The sequence below is a fragment of the Cryobacterium sp. LW097 genome (assembly GCF_002205495.2).
In the GTDB taxonomy this organism is placed as follows: Bacteria; Actinomycetota; Actinomycetes; order Actinomycetales; family Microbacteriaceae; genus Cryobacterium; species Cryobacterium zongtaii.
On sequence record NZ_CP021992.1, the window covers coordinates 3,154,582 to 3,179,722 of the forward strand.

The window sequence follows — 25,141 nt, forward strand, 5'->3', positions numbered from 1 at the left end:
CTTGACCGGCAGCTAGGCGGGGCCTGGCACACCCTTGGTCGGCTTGCCCTGGCTGGACTTGGCCGCCCGGCCGGCCTTGCGCAGGGCGCGCTGACGGGCATCCTCGACCTTCATCAGGGTGCGGGTTTCATCGAGGTCGCCGATCAGGGGGCGCCACCAGGCGGCCGCGGGGTCGGCATCCACCAGGATCGTTCGGATCAGCAGGGTGAGCGGAATCGCCAGGATCGCGCCGATGGCACCGAGCACGATCGCCCAGAACAGCACCGAGGCGAAGGTGAGGGATTGGCTGAGGGCGACGGCGTTGCCGACCACCCGGGGCTGCACGATCGACTGCACCACCCCGTTGACGATCGCGTAGATCACGATCACGGGCAGCGCGAGCTCCCAGCCGCCGGTGAGGAACGCGAACACCGTGGGCGGGATGATGGCGATGAAGTAGCCCACATTGGGGATGAAGCTGCACAGGAATGACAGCAGCCCCCAGAGGAACGCGCCCGGCACCCCGAGCAGCACGAGCGCCACGGCGTTCAAGACACCTTGGACGATGCCGAGGAGGGTGGTGGCCACCATGTAGCGGCGCACGCTGGAGGCGAAGTTCGTCAGGGCCTCCACCAGTGTGGGTCGGGTCGGCCTCAGTTGAGTGAGCAGGGTGGGCAGGTAGCCGGCGTCCGCCGCCATCAGGATCAGCATGGTCAACACGATCACGAGGGCGACCGTGATGTTGGTGATGCTGCCGAAGAGTCCGGAGACGACCGAAGCCAGATTGCTCGGGTCAAGGCTGTCCTCGACGGCCTGCACCTGCGCCGAGCCGAATCCGAGGCTCGCGAGCCAGTCGGTGATGGTGGTGGCGATGTCTCTGATCTGGCTGGAGAACTGGGGCAGCAGGGTGGCGAATTGGCCCAGGGCCAGGCCCAGCGCCGCCACGAAGGCCGCCAGCACGATGAACACCGTCGCGACAACGGATCCCGTGGCCAGACCCCGCGGCACGCCGCGCCGTTCCAGGCCCCGGCGCACCGGGTGCGCGCAGATGGTGAGCACCAGCGCCAGGAGGATCGGCGCCGCGATGCCGGCAATGGCGGCCAGGCCGAAGACCGCCACCGTGGCACCGCCCAGACCGACGAGGATCGAGGTGCTGCGGTGCGACGAGACCGGCGGACCGACGATCACCGGCTCGTCGCTGGCCACGCCTCGGGGGTGCGCCTCGTCCCTCTGGGGTTGTTTCCTTGATCGGCGTCGCCACATGGGGTCCCTTCCGCATCGGTTCGCGTCAGGCACAGTGTCCTCCCCCGCAGCCCGCCGCGGCGTCACCCGTTTCGGGTGAGCCCGCGGGGTCAGGCGGGCGTCAGAGCCCGGGTAGGTGCCGGATGTTGGACCGCGCCATCTGCACCGCCTCACCCACCCCACCGTTGAGCACGGTCTTCGACAGGGCCAGCGCGAAGCCCTTCACCTGCTTGGCGGTCACGTTCGGCGGCAGGGACAGCGCCAGCGGGTCGGTGACGATGTCGACCAGGGCGGGCCCCTCATGGGCGAAGGCGGCCGTGAGCGCGGACCGCAGCACCGCGGGGTCTTCCACCCGCACGGCATGGAAGCCGAGCGCGGTGGCCACGGCAGCGTAGTCGACGGCGGGCACGTCGACACCGAAGTCGGGGTACCCGTCGACGAACATCTCCAGTTTCACCAGGCCCAGAGTGGAGTTGTTGAACACCACGACCTTCACCGGAAGCTGCTGCGCGGCGATGGTGATGAGCTCGCCGAGCAACATCGCCAGTCCACCGTCGCCGCTGATGGTGACCACTTGTCGGTCGGGGTAGGCGCTCTGGGCGCCGATCGCCTGCGGCACCGCGTTGGCCATCGACCCGTGCAGGTACGAGCCGATCAGCCGGCGACGCCCATTGGGGGTGAGGTACCGGGCCTGCCAGACGTTGCCCATGCCGGTGTCGGCGGTGACGATGGCGTCGTCGGCGACGAGCTCATCGAGCATGGCGGCCGCGAACTCCGGGTGGATCGGGCGGCCGTGGTCGACATCCGTGTAGGTGCCGACGACCGAGCTGAGCAGTTTCTCGTGCTTCTTGAGGGTGCGTTCGAGGAAAGCCCGGTCGGTCTTCTTCGTCACCAGGCCGGTGAGGGCCGCGAGCGTGGCCGCCACGTCGCCGTGTACCGGATGGGTGACGCTGACCCGACGGCCCAAGTGGGACGGGTCGGTGTCGACCTGGGCGATGACCACCTTGTCGCCGTCGGGCAGGAACTGCTCATAGGGGAAGTCGGTGCCCAGAAGCAGCACCAGGTCGGCGTCGTGGATGCCGGCGTGCGCGGCCCCGTAGCCGAGCAGACCGGTCATGCCCACGTCGAACGGGTTGTCGTACTGGATCCATTCCTTGCCCCGCAGGCTGTGCCCGATGGGCGCGGCGACGAGGTCGGCGAAGGCGATCACCGCGTCGTGGGCACCGGCGACGCCGGCACCGGCGAAGATCGCGACGGTCTTGGCCCGGTTGATCGCGTCGGCCAGGGCACGCACGTCATCCGCTGCGGGCACCACGGTCGGTCGCCCCGGCAACACGAAACGGGGCACGGCGCCCCCGGCATCGAGTTCGGCGACGTCACCGGGCAGGGTGACCACCGATACCCCGCTCAGGGCGACCGCGTGCCGCATGGCCGCGTTGACCACCTTGGGCGGCTGCTCGGCGGAGGAGACCAGTTCCCGGTAGTGCGAGCACTCGGTGAAGAGCCGGTCCGGGTGGGTTTCCTGGAAGAAGCCGCTTCCGATCTGACCAGTCGGGATGTGGCTGGCGATGGCCAGCACCGGCGCTCCGCTGCGGTGTGCGTCGTAGAGTCCGTTGATCAGGTGCAGGTTTCCCGGACCGCAGCTGCCGGCGCACACGGCGAGGCGCCCGGTGAGCTGGGCCTCGGCGCCGGCCGCGAAGGCCGCGGCCTCCTCATTGCGCACGTGCACCCAGTCGATGCCGCCGTTGGCGGCTCCGCCGGTTCGACGCACGGCGTCGACGACGGGGTTGAGGCTGTCCCCGACGATGCCGTAGATGCGGCGCACCCCGGCGTCCACGAGTTGGGCGATGATCTGGTCTGCGACGGTCTGAGCCATCGGTCCAGTAAACCCCGCGCGCCCGGCACGGCGATATCCCTCGAGGGCACAGTCAGCGAACTCTCAGCGGCGCTGGACTTGGCTCACGGAGAAACTCCAGGGGCGTCACCGTACCGAGGTCGGTCTAATCGCCCGCGGATACCGCGACCGGCGTGACGTCCCAGACCACGGGTGCGGGGTAGAACGGATTGACGGCGGGATCAGGCGCCGAGAAAGCCATGCCACCCAGGTTGTGCCAGCCCAACCCGACCACCGTGGAACCTTTGGGTGCCGTGTACAGCACACAGGCGAGGTACTCGTCCGGTCCCCGGTCCTCGTCGAGGTCGAACCGCTCGAGCTCGAACGGGCAGATCGTGTTCGCCGTCAGGGAGCCCATGTATTCGCGCTCCACGATGCCGCCTTCGGTGCCGTCGTCGAGCACCGGACGCAGGAGCGGGGTCGCGTAGGCGGTCACGCTGCCGGTGACCCAGCGGTACTGAATCACGGCGAAGAACGGGGTTTCCCCCGCGAACCCCGCACCGTTGTCGAAAACGTCCCAATAGGAGGGTTCTCCCTCGACGACACCCAACACGGTTGTTTCGATCGCGTCCCCCGGCACACCCTTGTAGTTGGACTGCGGAAGCAGGGCGATCTCGCCGACCCCGAGGTGCTGTCCGGGCGTGGCCGTTGGCGCCCTGTCGACCGGCATGGCGACGGTGTCGAACGGCATCGCGGGCAACTGGTCGTCGTCGGCATTCCCCGAGCAGCCGGCCAGCAGAACGCCGACGGCGAGTGCGCCGACGAGCGGCAGCGCGGCCCCTCGACCCACCAGTTCACGAAGTCTCATGTGTATCCCCCTGTGGCAAACATCGCAGCGCGTCGGGACAAAAGCAATTCCGAGCAGGGGCATCGTCGTGGGAGGCTTACCGCGTGAACGGAAAACTGGCTGGCGGATTTGACGGCGGCGCCCATCTGGTCGACGGCACGATTCGTCGAATTCCCGGCCCCTGGACACCGGCCGTGAACGCCCTTCTGCAGCATCTGGCATCCACCGGTTTCGTCGGAGCGCCGCGCTCGCTCGGCTCTGACGCGCAGGGCCGCGACGTGCTCAGCTATCTCGACGGTTCGACCGTCGGCAACCTCCGCCCGTGGCCGCGCTGGACCCACAGCGACGGAGCGCTCCTGGATGTGGGCGACTGGCTCAGGCGCTATCACTCCGCCGTCGCCGACTTCGTCCCGCCCGCAGGGTCGCGGTGGCGCGAGGGCCGGGCGTGGAAACCCGGCTTGATCATCGGCCACAACGATGCGGCGCCCTACAATGCGGTCTGGAATGCACACGGGCTCGTGGGTTTCGTGGACTGGGACATGGCCGGCCCGACCACGAGCGCCGAAGACCTCGCCTGGGTCGTCTTCTCCTGGGTGCCGCTCCACGCGCGTCAGCTCGTTGTTGACGAAGGATTCACCGCATTCGGGGAGCGCCGGGCTCGTTTGGAGTCGATTCTCCGGGTCTACGGGTGGGGCGGAACGACAGACGATGTGCTCGAGCTCATCCGTCGACGCGTGCAGACGCAACGGGACATCATCCGCTCAGTGGCCAGCTGCGGCGACGAGACCTATCGAAGGATGCTGGCTCACGGGGTCGATCTCACCCTTCAGTCCGCGTTGGGTGAGCTCGATACGGTCTGATGGCGTCGCTCGTGGGGGTCGACACCGCGAGCCCCTGCAGGACTCGGCGTCAGCCGCGGGTGCGGGGCGCCGTGGTGCTGTCGCGCACGATCAGCTCCGGGGCGATCGCGGGAATCGTCTCCGCGCCCTCGCCGCCCATCAGCTGCAGCAGACGGTCGACCGCGAGGCGGCCGACCTCGTCGAAGTCGAGCCTGATCGTGGTGAGTCCGGGCTGGAAATACCTGGCCTCGCTCATGTCGTCGAAGCCCACGACGCTCACGTCGCCAGGCACCGACAGGCCACGTTCGGTCAGGGCCTTCATGATGCCCAGGGCCATGGAGTCATTCGCGGCGAGCACCGCCGTGATGGCCGGGTTCTCGGCGATCAACAGTCCGGCACGGTAGCCGGATTCAACGGTCCAGTCTGCCGTGGAGAACTCGGGGTTCACCGGGCGGTGGGCGACGGCCAGCTCGGCCAGCCAGCCGGCGCGGCGAGCGTCCGACGCCATCCAGCCCCGCGGTCCGGCCACATGCCACACGGTGTCATGCCCGAGGTCGAGCAGATGCCGGGTGGCCAGTCGCGCCCCGAGCCCGTCGTCCATGGTCACGGCGTGAGAGCTGGCCGGCGCGCCCTGTTCGAAGCGGACGATGGGCACGTCCAGGTCCAACCCGTTGAGTACCGGGGCCGCGGCGGACATCGGTGCCAGCACGACAATCCCGTCCACGGAGTCACCGAGCAGGGTGTCCACGGCCGCCCGGATGTCATTCGAATCGACGTCGGAGATGCTCACGAGGCTGGTGGCGTAGCCGTTGCGGCGCGCCTCCTCTGCGACGCCGAAGAGCACCATTGTCGAGCCGTGCACCGGCAGGGAATAGCTGAGCACCCCGAGGTTCATCGAACGATTGGTCGCCAACGCGCGTGCAGCCGAATTCCGGTTGTACCGCAGCTGGGTGATCGCCCGTTCGACCCGTTCCCGCACCTCGGGCCCCACATTGCTGTGGCCGTTCACGACCCGAGACACGGTTTGTTGGGACACTCCGGCGAGCCTGGCCACGTCGATCATGCGCACACTGCGGTTCGCCGGGCGCTGGCTCTCGCCCACCGGGCCCACGGGAGAAGTCGACATCGGTCAAGAATACCCTCATGGGGTGTGGGAGCGCACTATCGCGAGGTATCTCTGGTGCTTCGCCCAGTGACGGATATCAGTCGTAATTCACTTGTTCATCAGGAGCGTGCCGCATCGACTGCGCGCTGGAAACCAGAAACCGTCGTGATAGTGCGCTAACATTCAGCGCTGATAGTGCGCTAACATACAACCGCGTGATAGTTGTCTCAAAGCGCAACACAACGAAGGTGGAATGCTAAATGAGTTCCTATGAACCCGAGATCGAGGTCGCGATCGCGCGTGTGCGGGCGGATATCGCTCGGCTGCATGGTGAGTTGACGGCCAATGGCTTGGTGGTGTGGACCGGCGGTAACGTGTCGGGTCGGGTGCCGGGCGCGGACTTGTTTGTGATCAAGCCGTCCGGGGTGGATTATGCGGATCTGGCGCCGGAGAACATGATTCTTTGTGATCTGGATGGCAGTGTCGTTCCGGAGACTCCGGGTGCGGACCGGTCGCCGTCGTCGGACACGGCTGCGCATGCGTATGTGTACCGGAACATGCCCGAGGTCGGCGGGGTGGTTCACACGCATTCCACTTACGCGACGGCGTGGGCTGCGCGTGGTGAGGAGATCCCGTGTGTGATCACGGCGATGGCTGATGAGTTCGGCGGTCCGATCCCGGTGGGCCGGTTCGCGATCATCGGTGATGACACCATCGGTCAGGGCATTGTCGAGGCGTTGGCTGGGCATCGTTCCCGGGCGGTGTTGATGCAGAACCATGGGCCGTTCACGATCGGTAAGGATGCCCGTGATGCGGTCAAGGCTGCCGTGATGGTCGAAGACGTCGCCCGTACGGTGCACTTGGCCCGGCAGGGTGGCCCGCTGATTCCGATCCCGCAGGAATCGATCGATTCTCTTTTCAACCGTTACCAGAATGTCTACGGACAAGCACCGCAAGGAGCCCTCAAATAATGTCACCCACCGCACTCAACACGTCCCTGGACAGCTACGAGGTCTGGTTCCTCACCGGCAGCCAGAACCTGTATGGCGAGGAGACCCTGCGCCAGGTTGCCGAGCAGTCCCGGGCGATCGCCGATGCTCTCAACGCGTCCAGTGACGTGCCCGTCACGGTGGTGTGGAAGCCGGTTTTGAAGGACGCTGAGTCGATCCGTCGGGCCGCGTTGGATGCCAACGGTGATGACAAGGTCATCGGTTTGATCGCGTGGATGCACACGTTCTCGCCGGCGAAGATGTGGATCGGCGGCCTCAACGCGTTGACCAAGCCGTTGCTGCACCTGCACACCCAGGCCAACGTGGAACTGCCCTGGGCCGAGATCGATTTCGATTTCATGAACCTGAACCAGGCCGCGCACGGCGACCGGGAGTTCGGGTACATCCAGACCCGCCTGGGCGTGTCGCGGAAGACCGTTGTCGGCCACGTGTCCAACCCGGTGGTCAGCGCCTCGATCGGCACCTGGACGCGTGCTGCGGCCGGCTGGGCGGCATCGAACAGTATGAAACTGGCCCGGTTCGGCGACAACATGCGTTACGTCGCCGTCACCGAGGGCGACAAGACCGAAGCCGAGCTGCGTTTTGGCGTGCAGGTGAACACCTGGTCGGTCAACGAACTCGCCGAGACCGTGCACGCCGCCACGGCTGCTGACATCGACGCGCTCGTGGCCGAATACGACGAGCTCTACGACGTGGCCCCGGAGCTTCGCCGCGGCGGTGACCGGCACGAGTCGCTGCGTTACGGCGCCGCGATCGAACTCGGGTTGAAGTCCTTCCTCGAAGCCGGCGGTTTCAGCGCGTTCACCACCAACTTCGAAGACCTCGGCGCCCTCAAGCAACTGCCCGGCCTGGCCGTGCAACGCCTCATGGCCCAGGGCTACGGCTTCGGCGCCGAAGGCGACTGGAAGACCGCGATCCTGGTCCGCGTGGCCAACGTGATGGGTTCGGGCCTGCCCGGCGGGGCGAGCCTGATGGAGGACTACACCTACGACCTCACCCCCGGCGCCGAACTCATCCTCGGCGCCCACATGCTCGAGGTCAGCCCGTCACTGGCCACCGAGAAGCCGACCCTGGAGATCCACCCGCTGGGCATCGGCGGCAAAGACGACCCGGTGCGCCTGGTCTTCAACGCCGCCCCCGGCCCCGCCGTGGTCGTCGCGATGAGCGACATGCGCGACAGGTTCCGCCTCACCGCGAACGTCGTCGAGGTCGTCGAACCCACCCAAGCGCTACCCAAACTCCCCGTCGGCCGCGCCGTCTGGAAGCCCGCACCCGACTTCGCCACCTCCGCCGCCGCCTGGCTCACCGCCGGCGCCGCCCACCACACCGTCATGTCGACAGCCGTCGGCATCGAGGTGTTCCAAGACTTCGCCGAGATCGCTCAAACCGAGCTCCTCGTGATCGATGAAACCACCACCCTGCGGGACTTCTCCCGCGAGGTCCGATGGAACCAGGCGTACTACCGCCTGGCGCAAGGCCTGTAACGCTCGGCCGCCGACCACTTGGGCGAAATGGGTCAGGCGCCGGCGTGCACCACGCGGTTGCGGCCGTCCCGCTTGGCCACGTACATGCGCACATCGGCGGCCCGCAACAGCGACGAGCTCGTGGCCGCATCGTCCGGGGCGAGCGCGACGCCCAGACTCACGGTGACCCGCAAGCCGGCGTCGATGGGCGACCAATCGTGACCGGCCACATCCAGCCGCACCTTTTCACACAGTGCGCCCGCGGCGGCCGCGTCGTGGGCGGGCAGAATGAGAAGGAATTCTTCCCCGCCCAGACGCGCCGCGATCGCCCCGGGAACCGACGCGACAGCCTGCGTCAGAATGCGGCCGAGCGTCCGCAGCACGTCGTCACCGACCTCGTGCGAAAGCGTGTCATTGATGCGCTTGAAATGGTCGACGTCGATCATCGCGATGGCGATGGGTGCGCCACCCTCGCGGAGGAGGGACAACAGGTTGCTGAGGTGCTCGTCGACGAACCGACGATTGCGTAGCTCTGTCAAAGGGTCGCGTTCGGCCATCTCGCGGTAGCGCTCGCTTTCCCGGCGGGACTCAGCGGTCTGGAACATCGCCTCGAGGATGCGTCCGCGCGCCTCGTTCTCGCTGGCGCCGAGAGCGATGGACTGTTCGTGGTAACTGCGGTAGGCCTCGAACGCCGCCCGAAAATCCTCTCGTTCGGCGTAGATCTCCGCCTGCTCGCGCATGAGCTCGGTGGCCCAGCGCACGAGCCCGTTCTCCCGGGTGAGCTCCCGACACTGGTCGACGACGGCCTGGGCCTCATCCAGATGCCCCCGCCTGCGACAGGTCTCGGCCAGGGTGACCTGGGCGGCGGCGATGCTGTCGGGGTGGAAGTCGACCGGCCTGGCCTCGATGGCCGCCACCAGGGTCGCTTCGGCTTCCTCCAGCCGTCCGGCAGAGAGGTAAACCCTGGCGATAGTGTCGCGGGCGTACATGCCGATCGGGCGGTTGTTGAGTTCGGACAGCGCGAGCAGGCTCTCGACCGCGACGAGTGCGTCGTCCTGATTGCCGGCCAGGTACTCCGTGAAGGCGAGGTTGTTCAAGATCATGTAGCGGATGCTGGTTTCAGGGTCGTCGATGACCAGACGAAGTGCCTCGTTGTAGCGGCGGCGTGCCTCGTCGAACGATCCAGTGGAGCCGAGGGCGTCGGCCAGGGTCAGGCGGGCGGCAGCCCGCATCAGGGGGCTCTCGGACTCGCTCAGAAGGTCGTTCGTGGCGACGGCGTGTTCCAGGGCCAGGGCCCGGTCGCCCACCATCTCGAATACCGATCCGAGAACGTCGTGGCAGCGGGACTGCAGGGTGAGCTCGCCGTGCCGCTCCGCCCAACGCAGAATGCGCTGCACATCGGTGGCTCCCTGGCTCGGATCTCCCCTGCGGGTCATGATCGAGGCGATCTGCACCTCGAGGCGCCGGCTCAGCGCACCGTGCTCGCCTGCTCCCAACTCCGCCAGCCAGTCTTCGGCTGCAGCGAGCGCGACATCCTTGTCGATCCAGTACTGGCGCTCGACCCACGCCAGCCGGTCATCGACCGTCAGTTCGATTGCCGTCACTGTGTCCCCCTCCCCAACAGTCGGTTCCGATGTGTCAAAACCCGCCGGAGGTCTTCTCGAGGGAGAGGACGCACTGTTGTCGCTCAGCCTAGCCGTCCACGGCCTCCCCCAACTCAGGTTCGCGCGGTGCCGTTCTCACCCATTCCGGGTGATCCAGAACCGCCCTGCGTGATTAACGTGATTACCAGCCAAGGACTGTGACACGCTGCCCCATGCGGCGGCAGGGCCTCGGCCAGACGTTACAGGGAAAGGTGCCGACCATGAGTTTCTGGTCTAATTTTTGGGATTTCATCGGATTCTTCTTTTGGACATTCGTGTTCGTGTCCTACCTATTCGCACTCTTCGCCGTGATCATCGACGTGTTCCGGGATCGAACCCTGAACGGATGGGCGAAGGCGGCGTGGCTGCTGTTCATGGTCTTCGTGCCCATCCTGACCGTGCTCGTGTACGTCATCGCACGCGGCCGCGGTATGGCGGAGCGCCAGGTCAGCGCCGGGATGCAGGAGAGGGCGAGTACCGACGAGTACATCAGAAGTGTCGCCGGCAGCAATCCCGCGCAAGACATCGCCCAGGCCAAGCAGCTCCTCGACTCCGGAGCGATCAGCCAGGGTGAGTACGCGGTCTTGAAGGACCGGGCGCTGGGTAATACCCAGGCCCGATCCGACGTCGTCTGATCCGGTCGACCGACGAGCACAGACAGCGGGCGGCGCATCCGAGATGCCGCCGCCCGCTGTCGCTGTGTTCGCGCTCGGGTTAGAACGCGCGTCCGCCGGTGACCGGCAGCACGGCACCCGACGTGTACGACGAGTCCGTCGACGCCAGGTAGACGTACGCCGACGCCAGCTCGGCGGGCTGCCCGGCCCGACCCAGCGGTGTGTCCTGACCGAAAGTCGGCAGTTTCTCCGGCCACGAGGTCGCGGGGATCAGCGGGGTCCAGATCGGCCCGGGTGCAACGGCGTTGACCCGCACCCCGGTGGATCCCAGCTGCTGGGCGAGGGCCTGGGTGAACGCGACCAGCGCCGCCTTGGTCATCGCGTAGTCGATCAGTTCCGGTGACGGGCTGGACGCCTGGATCGACGTGGTCGTGATGATCGACGACCCCGCATTGAGGTGCGGGATCGCGGCACGGGCGATCCACAGCGTTGCGTAGAGGTTGGTCTTGAAGACCCTGTCGAACTCCTTGGTCGAGAGCGTCTCCAGACCGTTGCGGTTCTCCTGGTACGCGGCGTTCAGCACGAGAATGTCGAGACCGCCGAGCTGAGCCGTGGTGTGCTCCACAATGTCGATGCAGTGCTGTTCGTTGCGGATGTCGCCGGCCAGCAGCACCGCGGTGCGGCCGGCAGCCCGCACGAGCGAGGCGGTGTCTTCGGCGTCTTCCTGCTCTTCGGGCAGGTAGGAGATGGCCACGTCGGCACCCTCCCTGGCGAAGGCGATTGCGACGGCACGGCCGATCCCCGAGTCACCGCCGGTGATCAACGCCCGCTTGCCCACGAGCTTCCCGGTGCCGACATAGGTGTCTTCGCCGTGGTCGGGGCGCGGCACGGTCGCCGTGGTGAGGCCGGGCTGGTCCTGCTGCTGCAGCGGGAAGCCGCCGGTGTGATAACTGGTGACGGGGTTCTGGACGTCGGTCATGAAAGCTCCTTGCTGGCGAAGGGTCGAAGCCGGTACACGGCTTGCCAGGTTCATGACTGAGACGCGTCCAGCCCGCCGATCGTCACGGCAGGAGCCGGATTCAGTTCACGGCGCCCGGTTCCAGATCGTGGCGGGTAGCTAACCACTCGTCCAGTTCCAGGGCCGGAATCGGCCGCGACATGAAGAAGCCTTGCGCATGATCGCAGCCGTATCGGGCCAGCTCGTCGTACGCCACACTGCTCTCGACACCCTCTGCAACCATTCGCAGGCCCAGGCTGTGCGCCAGCTCGATGGTGGACGCCACCAGCGAGGCCGCGCGGGCGTCATGGGTCATCGGCAACACGAATGACCTGTCCAACTTGAGCTCGTCGATGGGCAGGTCGCGCAGGTAGGAGAGCGAGCTGTAGCCGGTGCCGAAGTCGTCGACCGCGATCTGGATTCCGGCTTCCCGCAGCCGGGTGAGCACGTCCCTAGCCCGGTCCCTGTCGCTCATCAAGAAGTCTTCGGTGACCTCCAGCATCAACGCCGACGCCGGCAGCCGTCGTGCGTTGACCATGCGCACGACCTCCTCCGGGAACTCGACGTTGACGAGGGAGCTGGCCGAGATGTTGACCGCGATGGTCAGGGCGTGGCCACCAGCGTGCCAAAGCACGGCTTGATCGAGAGCCTTGGTCAGCACGATCCGGGTGAGTGCGTGCATCAGCCCCGATTCCTCGACGAGGTCGAGGAAGTCCTCGGGCAGCAGCAGCCCGCGGGTCGGATGCTGCCAGCGCACGAGTGCTTCGACACCGGTGACCTCACCGTTTTGCAGACCGATCTTGGGTTGGTAGTACACCACGAGTTGGTCGTCGGTAAGGCCCAGGCGCAGGTCTTGCAGGGTGCGCAGCCTGGTGTCGCCGTGACTGTCATCTTCGGACTGGTACACGTGGTGGCCGTGCCGCCCGGACTTGGCCTTGTACATCGCCATGTCGGCACGGCGCAGCAGATCGCTGAGGTCGCGGCCCTGCTCGGGGAACAACGCGATGCCGATGCTGACACTGGTCTGCACGGCCAGCCCCTCGAGGGCGAAGGTTTGGGCGAGCGCGTCCCGCAGGCCCAACGCCACGACGGTGGCCTCGGCCTCGCCGGCATCAGCGAGCAGGATGGCGAATTCGTCGCCGCCGAGCCGGGCCAGCCTGGCTCCCGGCGGCAGCGCTGCCGCCAGGCGGCCGCTCACCAGCACCAGCAGCCTGTCGCCGACGTCGTGTCCGAGGCTGTCGTTGACTTCCTTGAACCTGTCGAGGTCGAGTAGCAGGAGCGCACTGTGCCGTTGACGGGAGGGCGTGCGACTGAGGGTGAGCAGCGCGGGCGCATCCGTGTACAGCGCCCGCCGGTTGGGCAGCCCGGTCAGGTCGTCGGTCCGGGCCTGCCGGCGCAGCAGCCGCTGCCGGAATACCAGCGGGATCGCGGCCAGGGACACGGTGAGGCTGGCCAGGATGACCGCGGCAACCGGCTGGACGACCTGCGTGCCGAGGATGAGTACGCCCAGTCCGGCGGCGACGGCCACCGCGGGAACGAACAGGGCCGGGGTCTTTCGGGCGCCCACGACGATGCCGCGTTGGGGGCGGTCGGTCGCGTCGACCCACACCGCCATCAGGGCGAGACCGAGCGCCCACGCGGCATCGAGCGGAACGCCGACGATGTAGGTGCCACTCACCTCCAGCAGCGCATAGACCACGTCGGCGCCGGCGAAGACGACAAGGCCGCCGACCAGAAACGCCCAGCGCGAGCCGATGTGCAAGCCCGGGGCGGCGGCGATGCCGGCGATCGCGGCGACGAGGAGCAGGTCGAAGACCGGGTAAGCAACCGCGACGGCTGTGGCCAGGATCGCGGACTCATCGGCTGCCTCGGTGAGCACCGGGCCGAGGACGGCAGCGAGGACCGCGGCAGCGCCGAGGGCCCCGACCGCGCTATCCAGCAGGACGGACCAGGCCAGGCCGCGCATCTGTCTGCGGACAAGAGCCACGAGGGCGAGAAGCATCAGCGGGTAAAACAGCAGATATCCGAAATCGGCCGGGGACGGGAACGGCAGTTCGCCGCCCGCATCCATAGCGAGCACGTAGTAAGTGTCGGCGGCGGCATTGAACGTCACCGCGAGCGTGGCGAAGAGAACGTCGCCACGGGCGAAGCCCGTGCGCACAACGGCCACCCAGAAGACCGCGACGGGCACCCATTGGGTGAGCTCGCCCAACCAGATGTCAACGAGGGGGCTGGGGCCCGCACCGTTCAGAAGCAGTCCGAGCGTGTACGCCGCCACAAGCACAAAAACGGCCCAGATCAGCCATCGGTCCCCATCGCCGCGATGCGTTCTGTCACGCCAGTTCACCCACACGTGACTCTCCCTCAGATCTCCGCTCAGCCTACCGCCCGGCCGGCCGTGACTTTGGTCCCTGGCGACCGGAACGGGCCCCGCGACCGTGCGGTCGCGGGGCCCGGGTGATGCGAATTGTTACTTGCGGGTGCCGGCGATCAGGGCGCGCACAAGGTCGAGCTGGGCGTCGTCGGCGAAAGCGCCGGAGAGGCCGACCACGTTGGTGCCCGCGGCCAGGAATTCCGGCGCGTTCAGGGCGGTCACGCCGCCGGTGGCGATGAAGTTGGTGTCCGGGTACGGACCCTTCTGGGCCTTGACCCAGGCCGCTCCGAGCAGGGACGCGGGGAACGCCTTCACCCAGGTGAGACCCAGGGCGCGGGCCTGCAGGATTTCGGTGGCCGTGGCGATGCCCGGCAGGTGCGGGATGCCGCGGCGCACGCTTTCGGCCACGATGGCCGGGTCGAGGCCGGGCGAGACCGTGAACGCGACGCCCACGTTCGTCGCAGCGTCGAGCTGGTCGATCGTGGTCACGGTGCCGGCGCCGATCACGAGGCCTCGTTCGGCAGCAGCGTCGGCGACGGCCTGCAGCACGGGGACGGCGTCGAGGGTCTGGATCGGGATTTCGACGTGTTCAACCCCGGCGTCCCAGGCGCGCACCGACAGGCGTACGGCTTCGGCGGCCGACAGCCCGCGGAAGACCGCGATGACGGGGACTCGGAAGAAGTCGCCGGGGAACCACTGGGTGGCGCTGAGAGGCTGGGTGGTGGTGCTGGTGGACGAGGTCATGCGGGTTCTCTCCTGAGGTCGAACGTACGGTCGTGGGTGGCTGGCGCGGACGGTTCGTCGGCCGACATCCGCTGGCCGAGTCCCGGGCGGAAGTCCTGGCGGCTGCCCAGCGCCCAGGCGGCGCGGGAGTGACCGCGCTCGAGGCGCTCCGCGGAGGGTTCCGCAGAGAGCAGGCTGGACAGGTAGCCGGCGGCGAAGGCGTCGCCCGCGCCGACGGGTTCGACGACGTCGACCTTGCGGGCCGGCACCACCGTGACGGTGTCGGTGCCGTCCGCGGCGAGGGCGAATTCGGTGGCATCGATCGAGGAATCCTTCACCACCAGATACGGCAGCCGGGGCAGCAGGGCCCGCACGTCGGCCGCGGTGGCACAGCCCCACAGCACGGCGGCTTCATCGAGTCCGACGAGCACGACGGTTGCCTTCTCGGCCAGGGCGAGCAGCCGCGGCGCGGCATCCAGAACCGACCAGATACCGGGGCGGAAGTTGATGTCGAACGAGACCGACGCCCCCCAGTCCGCGGCGTGGTCGAGCACGTGTTCCACAAGAGCGGAGCAGCTGTCCGACAACGCGGGGGTGATCCCGGTGGTGTGGATCCACCGGGCGCCGGCCAGGGGCCAGCCGTCGGCATCCGCGATCTTCAGCGTGGATGCCGCCGAGCCTTGGCGGTAGTAGAACACGTGTGCTCCGCTACCGGTGTCGGGCTCCTTGAGGTAGAGCCCGGTTGGTGCGTCGGCGGTGCGGCCGACCCACCGGGTGTCGACGCCGGCGGCGCCGAGGGCGTCGATGATCTTGGTGCCGACCGGGTCGGTGCCCACGGCGCTGGCCCACGCCACGGCGTGGCCGAGTTCGGCCAGGTGCATGGCGACGTTCGATTCGGCACCGCCGGTGCCCAGGGTGAAACCGGTCGCGGTGTTCAACGGCACCGAGCTGGTGGGCGTGAACATGCCCATCGTCTCGCCGAAGCAGACCACGGTTGGCTGCGAGGCACCCATTAGGTCACGGCCCCGATGTGCCACGGCACGAACTCTTCCTGGCCCACGTCGAATTCTTCGCTGACGGTCTGGGTGCCGCTGGCGACGGCGATGATCATCTCGAGGATCTCGGCGCCGACCTCGTCTACGGTGGCGTTGCCGTCGGCGATCCGGCCGGCGTCGATGTCGATGTCGTCGCCCTGGCGCAGGAACAGTTCCGTATTGGTGCCCACCTTGATGCTCGGGGTGGGCTTGCAGCCGAAGACCGAGCCGCGGCCGGTGGTGAAGACCACGACGGTGGCCCCGCCGGCGACCAGGCCGGTGACCGAGACCGGGTCGTACCCGGGGGTGTCCATGAAGCCCAGGCCGCGGGTGTCGATCGGTTCCGCGTACTCGTACACGGCGGCGAGATCGGCGTGGCCGGCCTTGGCAACGGCGCCCAGCGACTTCTCCAGAATGGTGCTGATACCGCCGGCCTTGTTGCCCGGGGAGGGGTTGTTGTCCATGGTGCCGCCGTTGGCGTGGATGTAGGTTTCCCACCAATCGATCCGGTCGATCAGCTTGTGACCGACCGCGGGGGTGGTGGCGCGGGCGGTGAGCAGGTGCTCGGCGCCGTAGATCTCCGGGGTCTCGGCGAGAACGGATGTTCCGCCGTGCGCCACGAGCACATCCGACGCCCAGCCCAGGGCCGGGTTGGCCGTGATGCCGGAGTAACCGTCGGAGCCGCCGCAGTTCAGGCCCAGCACCAGCTCGGAGATGTCGATGGGTTCGCGGTGGCGGTTATTGATCTGTTCGGCCAGGGTGAGGATCTTCTCGACGCCGGCGGCGACGGTGTTGCGCATGCCGCCGGTCTCCTGGATCGACAGGGACTCCACCACGGTGTCGCTGGGCAGGGCGCCCTCGGCGAGGACCAGGCTGGTCGGGGTCATCTCGCAGCCGAGGCTGAGCATCAGGACGCCCGCGATGTTGGGATGGCTGGCATAGCCGTTGAGCGTGCGGAGCAGCACCTGGGCGCCTTCGCTTTCCAGCACGAGGCCGCAGCCGCTCTGGTGGGTGAGGGCGATGACGCCGTCGACGTTCTCGAACCCGTCCAACGCGCCACCGCGGAATCTGTCGGCGATGAGCTTGGCAGTGGTTCCGGAGCAGTTGACCGTGGTGAGGATCGCAATGTAGTTACGCGTACCGGCCCGGCCGTCGGCGCGGCGGTAACCGTCGAAGGTTCGGCGGGCCGTCGGGGCCGGCAGCTCGGTGTGCACGGTGCCGAATTCGTGGGTGCGGGCAGCGAGGTCCATGCCGATGTTGTGGCTGTGCACCTGCTCGCCCCGGCTGATCGGCGCCGTGGCAACCCCGATCGACTGGCCGTACTTGTGCACGGTGACGCCGACGTCGAGGTCGGTGAGGGCGACCTTGTGGCCGCTCGGGATGAGCGTGGTGACGGTGAGGAGACCGTCGCCGACGGGGAGGGTCTCCCCCGGCTGGAGGTCTCGGAGGGCGACCGCGACGTCGTCGCCCTCGGCCATGACCAGCACGGAAGTGCCGGTGGTGATGCTGTCGATGTGTGACATGAAATGAGTCCTTAGATAAGCGAGACGGTCGGGCTTACGCCTGGCCGATGATTCCCTTTTCCCAGCGGCCTGCTTCGAGGTCGTGGGCGATGGCGGTGTACTTGTCGTCGGACAGGTTGTAGAGGAAGTAGACGATCACGGCGGCCAGGGCGAGGGCGACGGCCGGGTAGAGGGTCATCACGGCCTTGATACCGAAGAGGGTTTCCTCCGACTGGCTGGCGCCCTGGGCGATGTAGCCGGTGACGGCGAGCATCCCGGCGCCCACGAGGGCGGCAATGGACTGGGCGATCTTGCGGGAGAAGTTGAAGGCCGCGTAGGTCATGGTCTCCTTGCGCACTCCGGTGTGCCATTCGCCGTAGTCGATGGTGTCGGAGACGAAAGCCCAGGTGACGGCGTTCGGGATGGCCAGGGCCATGTAGCCGATGGTCACCAGCAGCATGAAGGTCCACAGGTTGGTGGGGATCATGAAGTTCAGGCCGTTGGCGATCACACCGATGATGAATCCGCCCATGGCGGTGCGCTTCTTGCCGAATCGGCCGACCAGGCGGGGCACGAACATGATGCCCACGATGGAGGCGCCGATCATGACCAGGTTCAGCACCGGTTGCAGGGCGATATTGCCGAGGTTGTATTCGGCGAAGAAGATCATCATCATGTTGTTCACGTTCATGGCGGAGATCGTGAACAGGGTCATCAGCACCAGGCCGAGCAGCGGCCGGTTGGTGAAGATCGCCTTGGCGTAGTCCTTCATGCCGTTCTGCTCGAAGCCCACGGCGCGGTTGACGTAGACGCGTTCCTTGGTGCCGCGGTAGCAGATGTAGAAGGAGATGATGCCGATGAGGGCGAACACCGCGGAGGCCCACATGTAGTTGGCGCCGGTCATGCCGCCGAACACCATCATGATCGGGATGAACGCGAAGCCGCAGATCCACTGAGCACCGAGCGAACCGGCCTGGCGGGTGGTGGCCAGCTGGGCGCGGTCCTTGATGTTGCGGGTCATCACCGAGGCCAGCGACCCGTACGGGTCGTTGGTGAAGGAGTAGATGAGGCCCCAGATGGCGTAGGTGCCGGCCGCGTAGGCGATCTTCCAGCCCATGCTGACGTCGGGCATCGTGAAGGTGACCACGGTCATCACGCCGAGGAGGATCGAGGAGACCATCATCACCGGGCGGAACTTGCCGCGCTTGCCGAACTTGCGGCTGTCGATGTAGGCCGCCGCGATCGGGTCCATGAACGCGTCGAAGATCTTGGCGAGCGAGAAGATGAGGGCCACGACGCCCGCGGCAATGCCGGCGGTGTCGATCCAGAACTTGGTCAGGTACGACTGACCCAGGTCGAACATGAAGCCGTTGCCGAAGTCGCCGAACCCATAAGAGACCTTCTCCTTGGTGGAGATGCGCTCGATGGTGGCGGTCCCGGGCTGAGGAGCAGCTGGGGCTGATTCCCCAGCTTCAATACCAGTTTGAATTGCCATGACTCACATACACACTTTCGATTTGAACGGATATCGGGCAGTGGCCTGGTTACAGACCGAAGTAGTTGTTCGCGTTGTTGAAGCAGATGTCTTCGACCATCCGGCCGAGGATGGCCTCGTCGTCGGGGACCTCGCCGAGTTCGACCCATTCGCCAATCAGCTCGCAGAGGATGCGGCGGAAGTACTCGTGCCGCGGGTAGGACAGAAAGCTGCGGGAGTCGGTGAGCATGCCGACGAAGTTGGAGAGGAGGCTCTCGTCGGCGAAGGTGGACAGCTGCAGCCGCATGCCGTTGCGGGTGTCGTTGTGCCACCAGGCGCTGCCCAGCTGCATCTTCTGAACGGTGTCCTTCTGGTAGGCGCCCATCAGGGTGACGAGCGGCATGTAGTCGTTGGGGTTGAGGGAGTAGAGCATCGTGCGCGGGATGGCGTCTTCGAGTTCCATCGAGTCGAACAACGCGGCGAGCGGCTCGGCGACGCTGCGGTCGTTGAGGCCGTCGTAGCCGGTGTCCGGGCCGAGCTTGCCCAGCATCACGGTGTTGGTGTTGCGCAGGGCGTGCAGGTGCAGCTGCATGGTCCAGTTCTTGCGGTGGTACATGCGCATCAGCGCCTTGAGCACCGCGGTGCGGTACTGGGCGATGCCGAGGTCGGTGAGCGTGCCGCCGGTCATGGCCGTCGTGACGATGACGTCGAGCTCGGCTTCGGTCGACTCCGCATATACGACGGTGTCCAGGGCGTGGTCGGAGAGCCGGGCGCCCATGGAGTGGAAGAAGTCGACCCGGGCCGACAGGGCGTCGACGATGTCGGCGAAGGAGCCGATCTTGACCCCGGCGGCCGTGCCGAGGGTGACCAGGTAGTCCGCGTAACCGGCGGCGTGGATGTTCATGGCCTTGTCCGGGCGGAACGCGGGGACAACGGTGAAGGCCGTCTCGCTCTGGAGCAGTTCGTGGAAGTGCAGGTCGTCTGCGGGGTCATCCGTGGTGCAGATGGTCGTGACGTTGCTGGACCGGATCAGGCTACGGCGGGAGAACCCGGCCGTGGCCAGCAGGGCGTTGGCGCGGTCGTAGACCTCGCGGGCGGTTTCGCGGCTGAGGACCAGGTCGATGTTGAAAAAGCGCTTGAGTTCGAGGTGGGTCCACACGTAGAGCGGGTTGCCGAGAGCCTTTTCGACGGTACCGGCCCACGCGTAGAACTTGTCGAAGTCGTCGCCGTCGCCGGTGATGAGGTTCTCCGGCACGCCGTTGGCACGCATCAGGCGCCATTTGTAATGGTCGCCTTTCAACCACACCTCGGTGATGCTGGCGAAGTTCTGGTCTTCGTAGATCTCCTGGGGGTTCAGATGGCAGTGGAAATCGATGATCGGCATGTGCTTGGCGTGATTGTGAAACAGCTTCTTCGCCATGTCGGTGCCGAGCAGGAAGTCGTCGTTGAGGAGCATGATCTGCGGTCCTTTGTCTGGGGTCGGTCGGGGGTTAGGCGCGGACGGCGAGGTCGGCGATGGTGGCGCGCACGCCGCGGTCGCGCAGGGCGTCGAGGCCGGCAGCGACCTGGTCGACGAGGCCGTCGAGCTCGGTGAGGTCGGTGCCCCACAGGGTGGTGTCAGCCAGGATCGTGGCGACGTAAGCATCCGTGGCGTAGGCGGCGTGGAAGGCCGCGATGGTCTCAGCGCTGTCGACCGGGGTGATCGTGACGGCTGGGTCGCCGCTGTAGGCGAGCAGGATGGCGGAAAGCGCGAGCGTGACTCGGGGCGGGAAGGTGCCGTTCTTGGTGTGGAAGCCGGTGAGGACCGGCAGCAGGCGGCTCTTGAACTTGGAGGCGCTGTTCAGGGCGATTGCGGAGAGCTCGTGGTGCATGAACGGGTTCTCGAAGCGCTCCTTCACCGACTCGGCGTATGCCGCGAGTTCGTCGTGCGGTAGGTCGAGCACGGGCATGATCTCCTCGTACATCACCGCTTCGACGAGCGGGCCGAAGTCGGCATCGAGCATCACGTCGCGCACGGTCTCAACGCCGGCGAGGCGGGCGAGGGAGGCCATCGTGGTGTGCGGGGCGTTGAGCAGGAACACCTTGCGTTCGCGGTACGGGGTCATGTCGTCGGTCACGGTTACGTTGAGGCCGGCCCGGGCCAGCGGCAGGCTCTCGGTGAGTGACTGCGGGCCCTCGATGACCCAGAGCAGGAACGGTTCGGCCTTGACGATGAGGCGGTCTTCGAAGCCGAACTCGGCGCAGAGTTCCTCGGCGCGGTCCTTGGGGTAGCCGGGGACGATCCGGTCGACCAGGCTGGAGTAGAAGGTGTTGTCGGTGTTGACCCACTGAATGAAGTCGGCGCTGAGGCCCCAGTTCGCGGCGGTTGCGAGAACAGTTTCCTTGAGTTTGTCGCCGTTGCGCTCGATGAGCTCGCACGGAATCAGCTGAAAGCCCTTCTTGCCGAGCTCGAACCGGCGGAACAAGAGCGCGGTGAGCTTGCCGGGGAAGCTGGCGTGGGGCGTGTCGGCCAGCTTGTCTTCTGCGTTGTAGACAATGCCGGACTCGGTGGTGTTGGAGAAGATGAACTCGATGTCGTCGTCTTCGGCGAGGGCGAGGTAGGCCTCGTAGTCGGTGTACGGGTTGACGGTGCCGTTGACCAGAGTGATCACCTCGTGGGACTGCACTTCTTCGCCGTCCTGCTTGCCTTCCAGCAGCACCGTGTACAGGCCGTCCTGCTCGTCGAGCATGGCGACGAGGCCGCCGGCCAGGGGCTGCACGATCTTGACGCCACCGTTGAACAGCCCCTGCTTGTTCATCTGCTGGAGCTGCCAGTCCACGAATCCGCGCAGGAAGTTGCCCTCGCCGAACTGGATGGCGCGGGTGGGCAGGGTCTGAACCGGGTGGATGGCGCTGGTGAGTCGTTCCATGACGAGCTGTCCTTCGTGGTGCTGTTCGGTGTGTTGCGGGTGGGGTGCGACAGCGATGCCGACGCTCATGCTGGTGCTCTGGCCCGGGGCGAGGATGGCGGCCTGATCGCGCACGTTGCAGGCCTCGACGCAGACGGTCTCGGTCCATTCGTCGTCGCCGTAGTCGCCCATCGCGGCGGCCTTGACGGTGCCGGGGTTCCAGACGACGGTCTGGGCGGCATCGGTGTCGCCGACCGTTATTGTGCGTGCATTGGTGACGTCGTCGATGGTGACGGTGCGGGGCATCGGGTAGATCCGGTCGATCTCGGCGCCGACGATGGAGACGGGCAGGGCCGAACTCGACGTGACGGCCGGGGTGACGCTGCGGTCGAGGTAGGGCAGGTCAGTGAGCCCGAGGAGCTGAGTCGTGCGGGCGTCGCCGACGGCGAAATAGGTGTGGAGTGCGGTCTCCACCGAAACCGTGGCGGTTCCCTCGTTGAGAACCACGAGCTCGAGGGTGAGCTGGGCGCCGATGGTAACGGTGTATCGCATCGACACCGGCTGGGCAGTGCCGGCCTCATCGGGCTGAGTACCGGCCAGGTCGAAGGTGAGCACGGCATCAGGGCCGACGATGGCTGCAGCGGTGAGGGTCCAGGGCGAAATGCGTGCCCAACCGTGGTTGGGTGCCATGGCGTCGGTGGGATTCGGGCCGAACCAGGGGAAGCACACCGGAATGCCGCCGCGAAGGGCAGCGGAGGACGAGTATGCGCTGTGTTCACTCATCCACAGCACCGGTTTCTGGCCGGTGGGGGTCCACTGGGCGACGTGTGCGCCGTGCAGGTAGACCAGCGCGGTGGCCGCAGGAAGAGCGACTTCAACGGCCGGCAACGAGCCTGCCCCTGTCACCATTCGGATGCCGCTCGGCAGCGGGAGAGCACTCTCGCTTGCCGACCCAGGTTCGTGCGCAGTTCCCTGCATGAGTTCCTCCACTGTGAGAATCAGCCAGATCTATTCTGAATCTGTTCCGCGTGATGGAACATGAGTCCGTCACGTGAACTCAACATAACCCCGTGCGATTCCTTTTCGCAACTTGGGCGGCCGAGGAATCGACGTCAGACCGGAACGACGCGTCTGAAGCAGGCGTTTGTCGCGTTGTCAAGGGTCTGACGGCATCGAATCCGGCTCGGAGCGCGGCGGGATGCCACCGAGATTCCGCAACCGTGGTTAAATGGTCCGCAGGGCAGAACTTCAGAACAGAGGTGGGACACATGACGGTGGCGAACGAGATCGAGGCCACGACCGCGCCTGAGCTCGACGGGCTGGGCAACCGGGCCAAGGACAATGCGGCACAGAAGCTGCTGCGGGTGCTTGAGGCCGTGTCCAACCCGGGTGACTCCCACCGGCTCAGCGACCTGGTGAAGGAAACCGGCCTGGCCAAGACCAGCGTCTTCCGCTTGCTGAGCGAGCTGATCGACAGCGGGTACGTCACCCGTCGCCCCGACGGCAGCTACGCGCCCGGTCGCTCGCTGCGCCTCCTCGCGCTCAAGCTCACCGCCGGCCCCAACGACTCCGACCTGGTGGGAGCCAGGCTCCGGCAGCTGCAGACCGACGTGCGCAGCACCATCCACTTCGCGCTGCGCACCGGGGACTTCGCCACCTACGTGGAGAAGATCGAGGACACCGCCCAGCCGATCCAGATCGCTTCGCGGGTCGGCGGCCAGATTCCGCTGCATTCGACGGCGATCGGCAAGTCGATCCTGGCCCACCTCCCCGAGAGCGAGGTGCGCAATTACGCGACCCGCACCGGGTTGCACTCCCGCACCGCGTTCACCATCACAACCGTCGCCGACCTGCTCGCCGACGGTGCGCTGGTGCGCAACCGCGGCTTCTCCATCGACGACCAGGAAAACGAGGAGCACATCCGCTGCATGGCGGTGCCGGTGTTCGACACCCAGCAGCACCTCATCGGCGGCATCGGCATCACGACCATCGCCCCCCTGGTAGCCAGGGAGACGCTCGAGTCCTATGCTCCGCTGCTGATGACGGCGGCCCGCGACGTGATGACCCTGCTCTAGGCAACCGGCGCCGGTCAGCCTCGCGCCGGCCGGATACGCAGAATGACCCCGGCGCTGCCGGGGTCATTCGTCATGGGCTGGAAATGCCAACTCGCCACTCGAGCGGTTGCACGGATCGGCCGGACCCGCGCACCGCAGTCGACGGGACTAACCCTGGCGAGCCTTGAATCGGGGGTTCAACTTGTTGATGACGAATGTGCGCCCATGGCGCCGCACCGTCTGTGAACCCTGCATCTTCTTCATCGAACCCAGTGAGTTACGCACCTTCATCCTGGCTCCCTTCCGTCGGTTACCCAAAGCAACACACAACGGCCGAAATTATTCCGCTCCGGCGGCGTTCGGCGCGTCGAGCACCCGGCGTGGGCCGGCACCGTCTGTGCGCAGGCGGTCATCGGAGTTCACGACGGCGCACCGGGTTTGCGACAGGCAACCGCAGCCGATGCAGCCGGTGAGTTCGGCCTGCATCCGCTCGAGCACGGCTTGCTGCCTGGCCAGGTGCTCCCCCCAGGTGGCGGAAATGGTGCCCCACTCGGCCCGGCTCGGTGGGCGGCTGTCCGGCAGGTCCTTGAGGATCACGGCGACCTCGGCCAGCGAGATCCCGTAGCGCACCGAAACCTGGATGAGGGCGATGCGCCTCAGCACGTGCCGCGGGAAGAGGCGCACGTTGCCGCTGGAGCGCAGCGCGGGGATCAGCCCCAGCGTTTCGTAGTAGCGCACGGTGGAGACCGGGACTCCGGCGCGGGCGGCAATCTGCCCGATCGGCAGGAGATCCTTGCTGGACAAGTGCTCTGACAGTGGGCCTTCTCCTTGATCTCAAGTGCACTTGAGACGATATCGTAAACAAATGACCGCATATACGCTTCCCACGCTGACCTATGACTATGCCGCCCTCGAGCCCGCCATCAGCGGGCGCATTATGGAGCTCCACCACAGCAAGCACCACCAGGCCTATGTGACCGGCGCCAACGCCGCACTCGACCAGCTCGCTGAGGCCCGCGAATCAGGCAACCTCACCTTCGTCAACAAGCTTCAGAAGGACCTTTCCTTCAACCTCGGCGGCCACGTCAACCACTCCATCTTCTGGACCAACATGTCCCCGGACGGTGGCGACAAGCCCACCGGCGAGCTCGCTGCCGCGATCGACGACACCTTCGGTTCGTTCGAGAAGTTCCAGGCTCACTTCACCGCCGTGGCCATGGGCGTTCAGGGCTCCGGCTGGTCGATCCTCGCCTGGGACACCCTGGGTCAGCAGCCCATCATCGTGCAGCTCTATGACCAGCAGGGCAACCTGCCCGCCGGCATCGTCCCGTTGCTCATGCTCGACGTCTGGGAGCACGCCTACTACCTCGACTACCAGAACGTGCGCGCCGACTACGTCAAGGCGTTCTGGACCGTCACCGACTGGGAGAACGTCTCCGCCCGCTTCACCAAGGCGCGCGACACCACCTCGGGCTTGATCACGCTGTAACCCCGGCGCCCCTCTGGCGAGCCGTGAGCT

The 25,141-nt window shown here is 66.7% G+C and carries 21 protein-coding genes; 6 read left to right on the forward strand and 15 right to left on the reverse strand.

Features of this window, described 5'->3' with window-relative positions:
- Positions 1 to 12: 12 nt before the first annotated feature.
- The 3 genes from B7495_RS14850 to B7495_RS14860 form a co-directional block, all read right to left on the reverse strand.
- Positions 13 to 1,185: an AI-2E family transporter gene (locus B7495_RS14850; RefSeq protein ID WP_240632268.1), complete on the reverse strand. Its 1,173-nt coding sequence runs from the start codon at positions 1,183 to 1,185 to the stop codon at positions 13 to 15.
- A gap of 157 nt (positions 1,186 to 1,342) precedes the next feature.
- Positions 1,343 to 3,097, reverse strand: coding sequence for a pyruvate dehydrogenase (locus tag B7495_RS14855; RefSeq protein ID WP_088457265.1), 1,755 nt, complete (start codon positions 3,095 to 3,097; stop codon positions 1,343 to 1,345).
- 124 nt (positions 3,098 to 3,221) lie between these two features.
- Positions 3,222 to 3,923: a hypothetical protein gene (locus tag B7495_RS14860; RefSeq protein ID WP_151199591.1), complete on the reverse strand. Its 702-nt coding sequence runs from the start codon at positions 3,921 to 3,923 to the stop codon at positions 3,222 to 3,224.
- Positions 3,924 to 4,006: 83 nt separating this feature from the next.
- Between B7495_RS14860 and B7495_RS14865 the strand changes: the two genes are divergently transcribed.
- Positions 4,007 to 4,762, forward strand: a complete 756-nt coding sequence (locus B7495_RS14865) for a phosphotransferase (RefSeq protein WP_088457267.1) — start codon at positions 4,007 to 4,009, stop codon at positions 4,760 to 4,762.
- A 49-nt stretch (positions 4,763 to 4,811) separates the two neighbouring features.
- Here the strand turns inward: B7495_RS14865 and B7495_RS14870 are convergent, their stop codons facing one another.
- Positions 4,812 to 5,867 (reverse strand): LacI family DNA-binding transcriptional regulator, encoded by a 1,056-nt coding sequence (locus B7495_RS14870; RefSeq protein WP_370028169.1) that lies wholly within the window; start codon positions 5,865 to 5,867, stop codon positions 4,812 to 4,814.
- Positions 5,868 to 6,106: 239 nt separating this feature from the next.
- On the opposite strand from B7495_RS14870, the gene B7495_RS14875 reads away from it, so the two are divergent.
- Together B7495_RS14875 and araA are read left to right on the forward strand one after the other, a co-directional pair.
- Complete coding sequence (locus tag B7495_RS14875; protein WP_088457268.1) at positions 6,107 to 6,817, forward strand: L-ribulose-5-phosphate 4-epimerase; 711 nt, start codon at positions 6,107 to 6,109, stop codon at positions 6,815 to 6,817.
- Positions 6,817 to 8,340, forward strand: coding sequence for an L-arabinose isomerase (araA, locus tag B7495_RS14880; protein ID WP_088455058.1), 1,524 nt, complete (start codon positions 6,817 to 6,819; stop codon positions 8,338 to 8,340). The genes B7495_RS14875 and araA overlap by 1 nt, the downstream gene beginning before the upstream one ends.
- Before the next feature lie 32 nt (positions 8,341 to 8,372).
- On the opposite strand, the gene B7495_RS14885 is transcribed toward araA, so the two are convergent.
- Positions 8,373 to 9,923, reverse strand: coding sequence for a diguanylate cyclase (locus tag B7495_RS14885; protein WP_088457269.1), 1,551 nt, complete (start codon positions 9,921 to 9,923; stop codon positions 8,373 to 8,375).
- Positions 9,924 to 10,243: 320 nt separating this feature from the next.
- On the opposite strand from B7495_RS14885, the gene B7495_RS14890 reads away from it, so the two are divergent.
- Positions 10,244 to 10,597 (forward strand): PLD nuclease N-terminal domain-containing protein, encoded by a 354-nt coding sequence (locus B7495_RS14890; protein WP_370028172.1) that lies wholly within the window; start codon positions 10,244 to 10,246, stop codon positions 10,595 to 10,597.
- Positions 10,598 to 10,676: 79 nt separating this feature from the next.
- Here B7495_RS14890 and B7495_RS14895 read toward each other — a convergent pair whose 3' ends face one another.
- The 8 genes from B7495_RS14895 to B7495_RS14930 form a co-directional block, all read right to left on the reverse strand.
- Complete coding sequence (locus B7495_RS14895; RefSeq protein ID WP_088457270.1) at positions 10,677 to 11,555, reverse strand: SDR family oxidoreductase; 879 nt, start codon at positions 11,553 to 11,555, stop codon at positions 10,677 to 10,679.
- Positions 11,556 to 11,655: 100 nt separating this feature from the next.
- Positions 11,656 to 13,920, reverse strand: a complete 2,265-nt coding sequence (locus tag B7495_RS14900; protein ID WP_134480925.1) for a bifunctional diguanylate cyclase/phosphodiesterase — start codon at positions 13,918 to 13,920, stop codon at positions 11,656 to 11,658.
- Positions 13,921 to 14,043: 123 nt separating this feature from the next.
- Positions 14,044 to 14,691: a bifunctional 4-hydroxy-2-oxoglutarate aldolase/2-dehydro-3-deoxy-phosphogluconate aldolase gene (locus tag B7495_RS14905; protein WP_088457272.1), complete on the reverse strand. Its 648-nt coding sequence runs from the start codon at positions 14,689 to 14,691 to the stop codon at positions 14,044 to 14,046.
- Positions 14,688 to 15,683, reverse strand: coding sequence for a sugar kinase (locus B7495_RS14910; RefSeq protein ID WP_088457273.1), 996 nt, complete (start codon positions 15,681 to 15,683; stop codon positions 14,688 to 14,690). The genes B7495_RS14905 and B7495_RS14910 overlap by 4 nt, the downstream gene beginning before the upstream one ends.
- A complete protein-coding gene (locus B7495_RS14915) occupies positions 15,683 to 17,227 on the reverse strand; it encodes a UxaA family hydrolase (protein ID WP_088457274.1) in 1,545 nt (514 codons plus the stop codon). The genes B7495_RS14910 and B7495_RS14915 overlap by 1 nt, the downstream gene beginning before the upstream one ends.
- Before the next feature lie 34 nt (positions 17,228 to 17,261).
- Positions 17,262 to 18,701, reverse strand: a complete 1,440-nt coding sequence (locus B7495_RS14920; protein ID WP_088457275.1) for a glycoside-pentoside-hexuronide (GPH):cation symporter — start codon at positions 18,699 to 18,701, stop codon at positions 17,262 to 17,264.
- 49 nt (positions 18,702 to 18,750) lie between these two features.
- A complete protein-coding gene (gene uxaC / locus B7495_RS14925) occupies positions 18,751 to 20,136 on the reverse strand; it encodes a glucuronate isomerase (protein WP_088457276.1) in 1,386 nt (461 codons plus the stop codon).
- Between the two features lie 34 nt (positions 20,137 to 20,170).
- A complete protein-coding gene (locus B7495_RS14930) occupies positions 20,171 to 22,477 on the reverse strand; it encodes a tagaturonate reductase (RefSeq protein ID WP_168195337.1) in 2,307 nt (768 codons plus the stop codon).
- Positions 22,478 to 22,836: 359 nt separating this feature from the next.
- Here B7495_RS14930 and B7495_RS14935 point away from each other — a divergent pair, with 359 nt between their 5' ends.
- Complete coding sequence (locus tag B7495_RS14935; RefSeq protein WP_088457278.1) at positions 22,837 to 23,643, forward strand: IclR family transcriptional regulator; 807 nt, start codon at positions 22,837 to 22,839, stop codon at positions 23,641 to 23,643.
- A gap of 147 nt (positions 23,644 to 23,790) precedes the next feature.
- Here B7495_RS14935 and B7495_RS14940 read toward each other — a convergent pair whose 3' ends face one another.
- Positions 23,791 to 23,913, reverse strand: a complete 123-nt coding sequence (locus tag B7495_RS14940) for a ribosomal protein bL36 (protein WP_088457279.1) — start codon at positions 23,911 to 23,913, stop codon at positions 23,791 to 23,793.
- Between the two features lie 48 nt (positions 23,914 to 23,961).
- A complete protein-coding gene (gene soxR, locus B7495_RS14945; protein WP_088457280.1) occupies positions 23,962 to 24,426 on the reverse strand; it encodes a redox-sensitive transcriptional activator SoxR in 465 nt (154 codons plus the stop codon).
- Positions 24,427 to 24,487: 61 nt separating this feature from the next.
- On the opposite strand from soxR, the gene B7495_RS14950 reads away from it, so the two are divergent.
- Complete coding sequence (locus tag B7495_RS14950) at positions 24,488 to 25,111, forward strand: superoxide dismutase (RefSeq protein ID WP_088457281.1); 624 nt, start codon at positions 24,488 to 24,490, stop codon at positions 25,109 to 25,111.
- The last annotated feature ends 30 nt before the right edge of the window (positions 25,112 to 25,141 follow it).

What these genes read in the sequence shown, in the direction of transcription:
- B7495_RS14855 (WP_088457265.1), bottom strand. Translation starts at nt 3,097, where the DNA reads ATGGCTCAGACCGTCGCAGACCAGATCATCGCCCAACTCGTGGACGCC.
- B7495_RS14860 (WP_151199591.1), bottom strand. Translation starts at nt 3,923, where the DNA reads ATGAGACTTCGTGAACTGGTGGGTCGAGGGGCCGCGCTGCCGCTCGTC.
- B7495_RS14870 (WP_370028169.1), bottom strand. Translation starts at nt 5,867, where the DNA reads ATGTCGACTTCTCCCGTGGGCCCGGTGGGCGAGAGCCAGCGCCCGGCG.
- B7495_RS14875 (WP_088457268.1), top strand. Translation starts at nt 6,107, where the DNA reads ATGAGTTCCTATGAACCCGAGATCGAGGTCGCGATCGCGCGTGTGCGG.
- araA (WP_088455058.1), top strand. Translation starts at nt 6,817, where the DNA reads ATGTCACCCACCGCACTCAACACGTCCCTGGACAGCTACGAGGTCTGG.
- B7495_RS14895 (WP_088457270.1), bottom strand. Translation starts at nt 11,555, where the DNA reads ATGACCGACGTCCAGAACCCCGTCACCAGTTATCACACCGGCGGCTTC.
- B7495_RS14905 (WP_088457272.1), bottom strand. Translation starts at nt 14,691, where the DNA reads ATGACCTCGTCCACCAGCACCACCACCCAGCCTCTCAGCGCCACCCAG.
- B7495_RS14910 (WP_088457273.1), bottom strand. Translation starts at nt 15,683, where the DNA reads ATGGGTGCCTCGCAGCCAACCGTGGTCTGCTTCGGCGAGACGATGGGC.
- B7495_RS14915 (WP_088457274.1), bottom strand. Translation starts at nt 17,227, where the DNA reads ATGTCACACATCGACAGCATCACCACCGGCACTTCCGTGCTGGTCATG.
- B7495_RS14920 (WP_088457275.1), bottom strand. Translation starts at nt 18,701, where the DNA reads ATGGCAATTCAAACTGGTATTGAAGCTGGGGAATCAGCCCCAGCTGCT.
- uxaC (WP_088457276.1), bottom strand. Translation starts at nt 20,136, where the DNA reads ATGCTCCTCAACGACGACTTCCTGCTCGGCACCGACATGGCGAAGAAG.
- B7495_RS14930 (WP_168195337.1), bottom strand. Translation starts at nt 22,477, where the DNA reads ATGGTGACAGGGGCAGGCTCGTTGCCGGCCGTTGAAGTCGCTCTTCCT.
- B7495_RS14935 (WP_088457278.1), top strand. Translation starts at nt 22,837, where the DNA reads ATGACGGTGGCGAACGAGATCGAGGCCACGACCGCGCCTGAGCTCGAC.
- B7495_RS14940 (WP_088457279.1), bottom strand. Translation starts at nt 23,913, where the DNA reads ATGAAGGTGCGTAACTCACTGGGTTCGATGAAGAAGATGCAGGGTTCA.
- B7495_RS14950 (WP_088457281.1), top strand. Translation starts at nt 24,488, where the DNA reads ATGACCGCATATACGCTTCCCACGCTGACCTATGACTATGCCGCCCTC.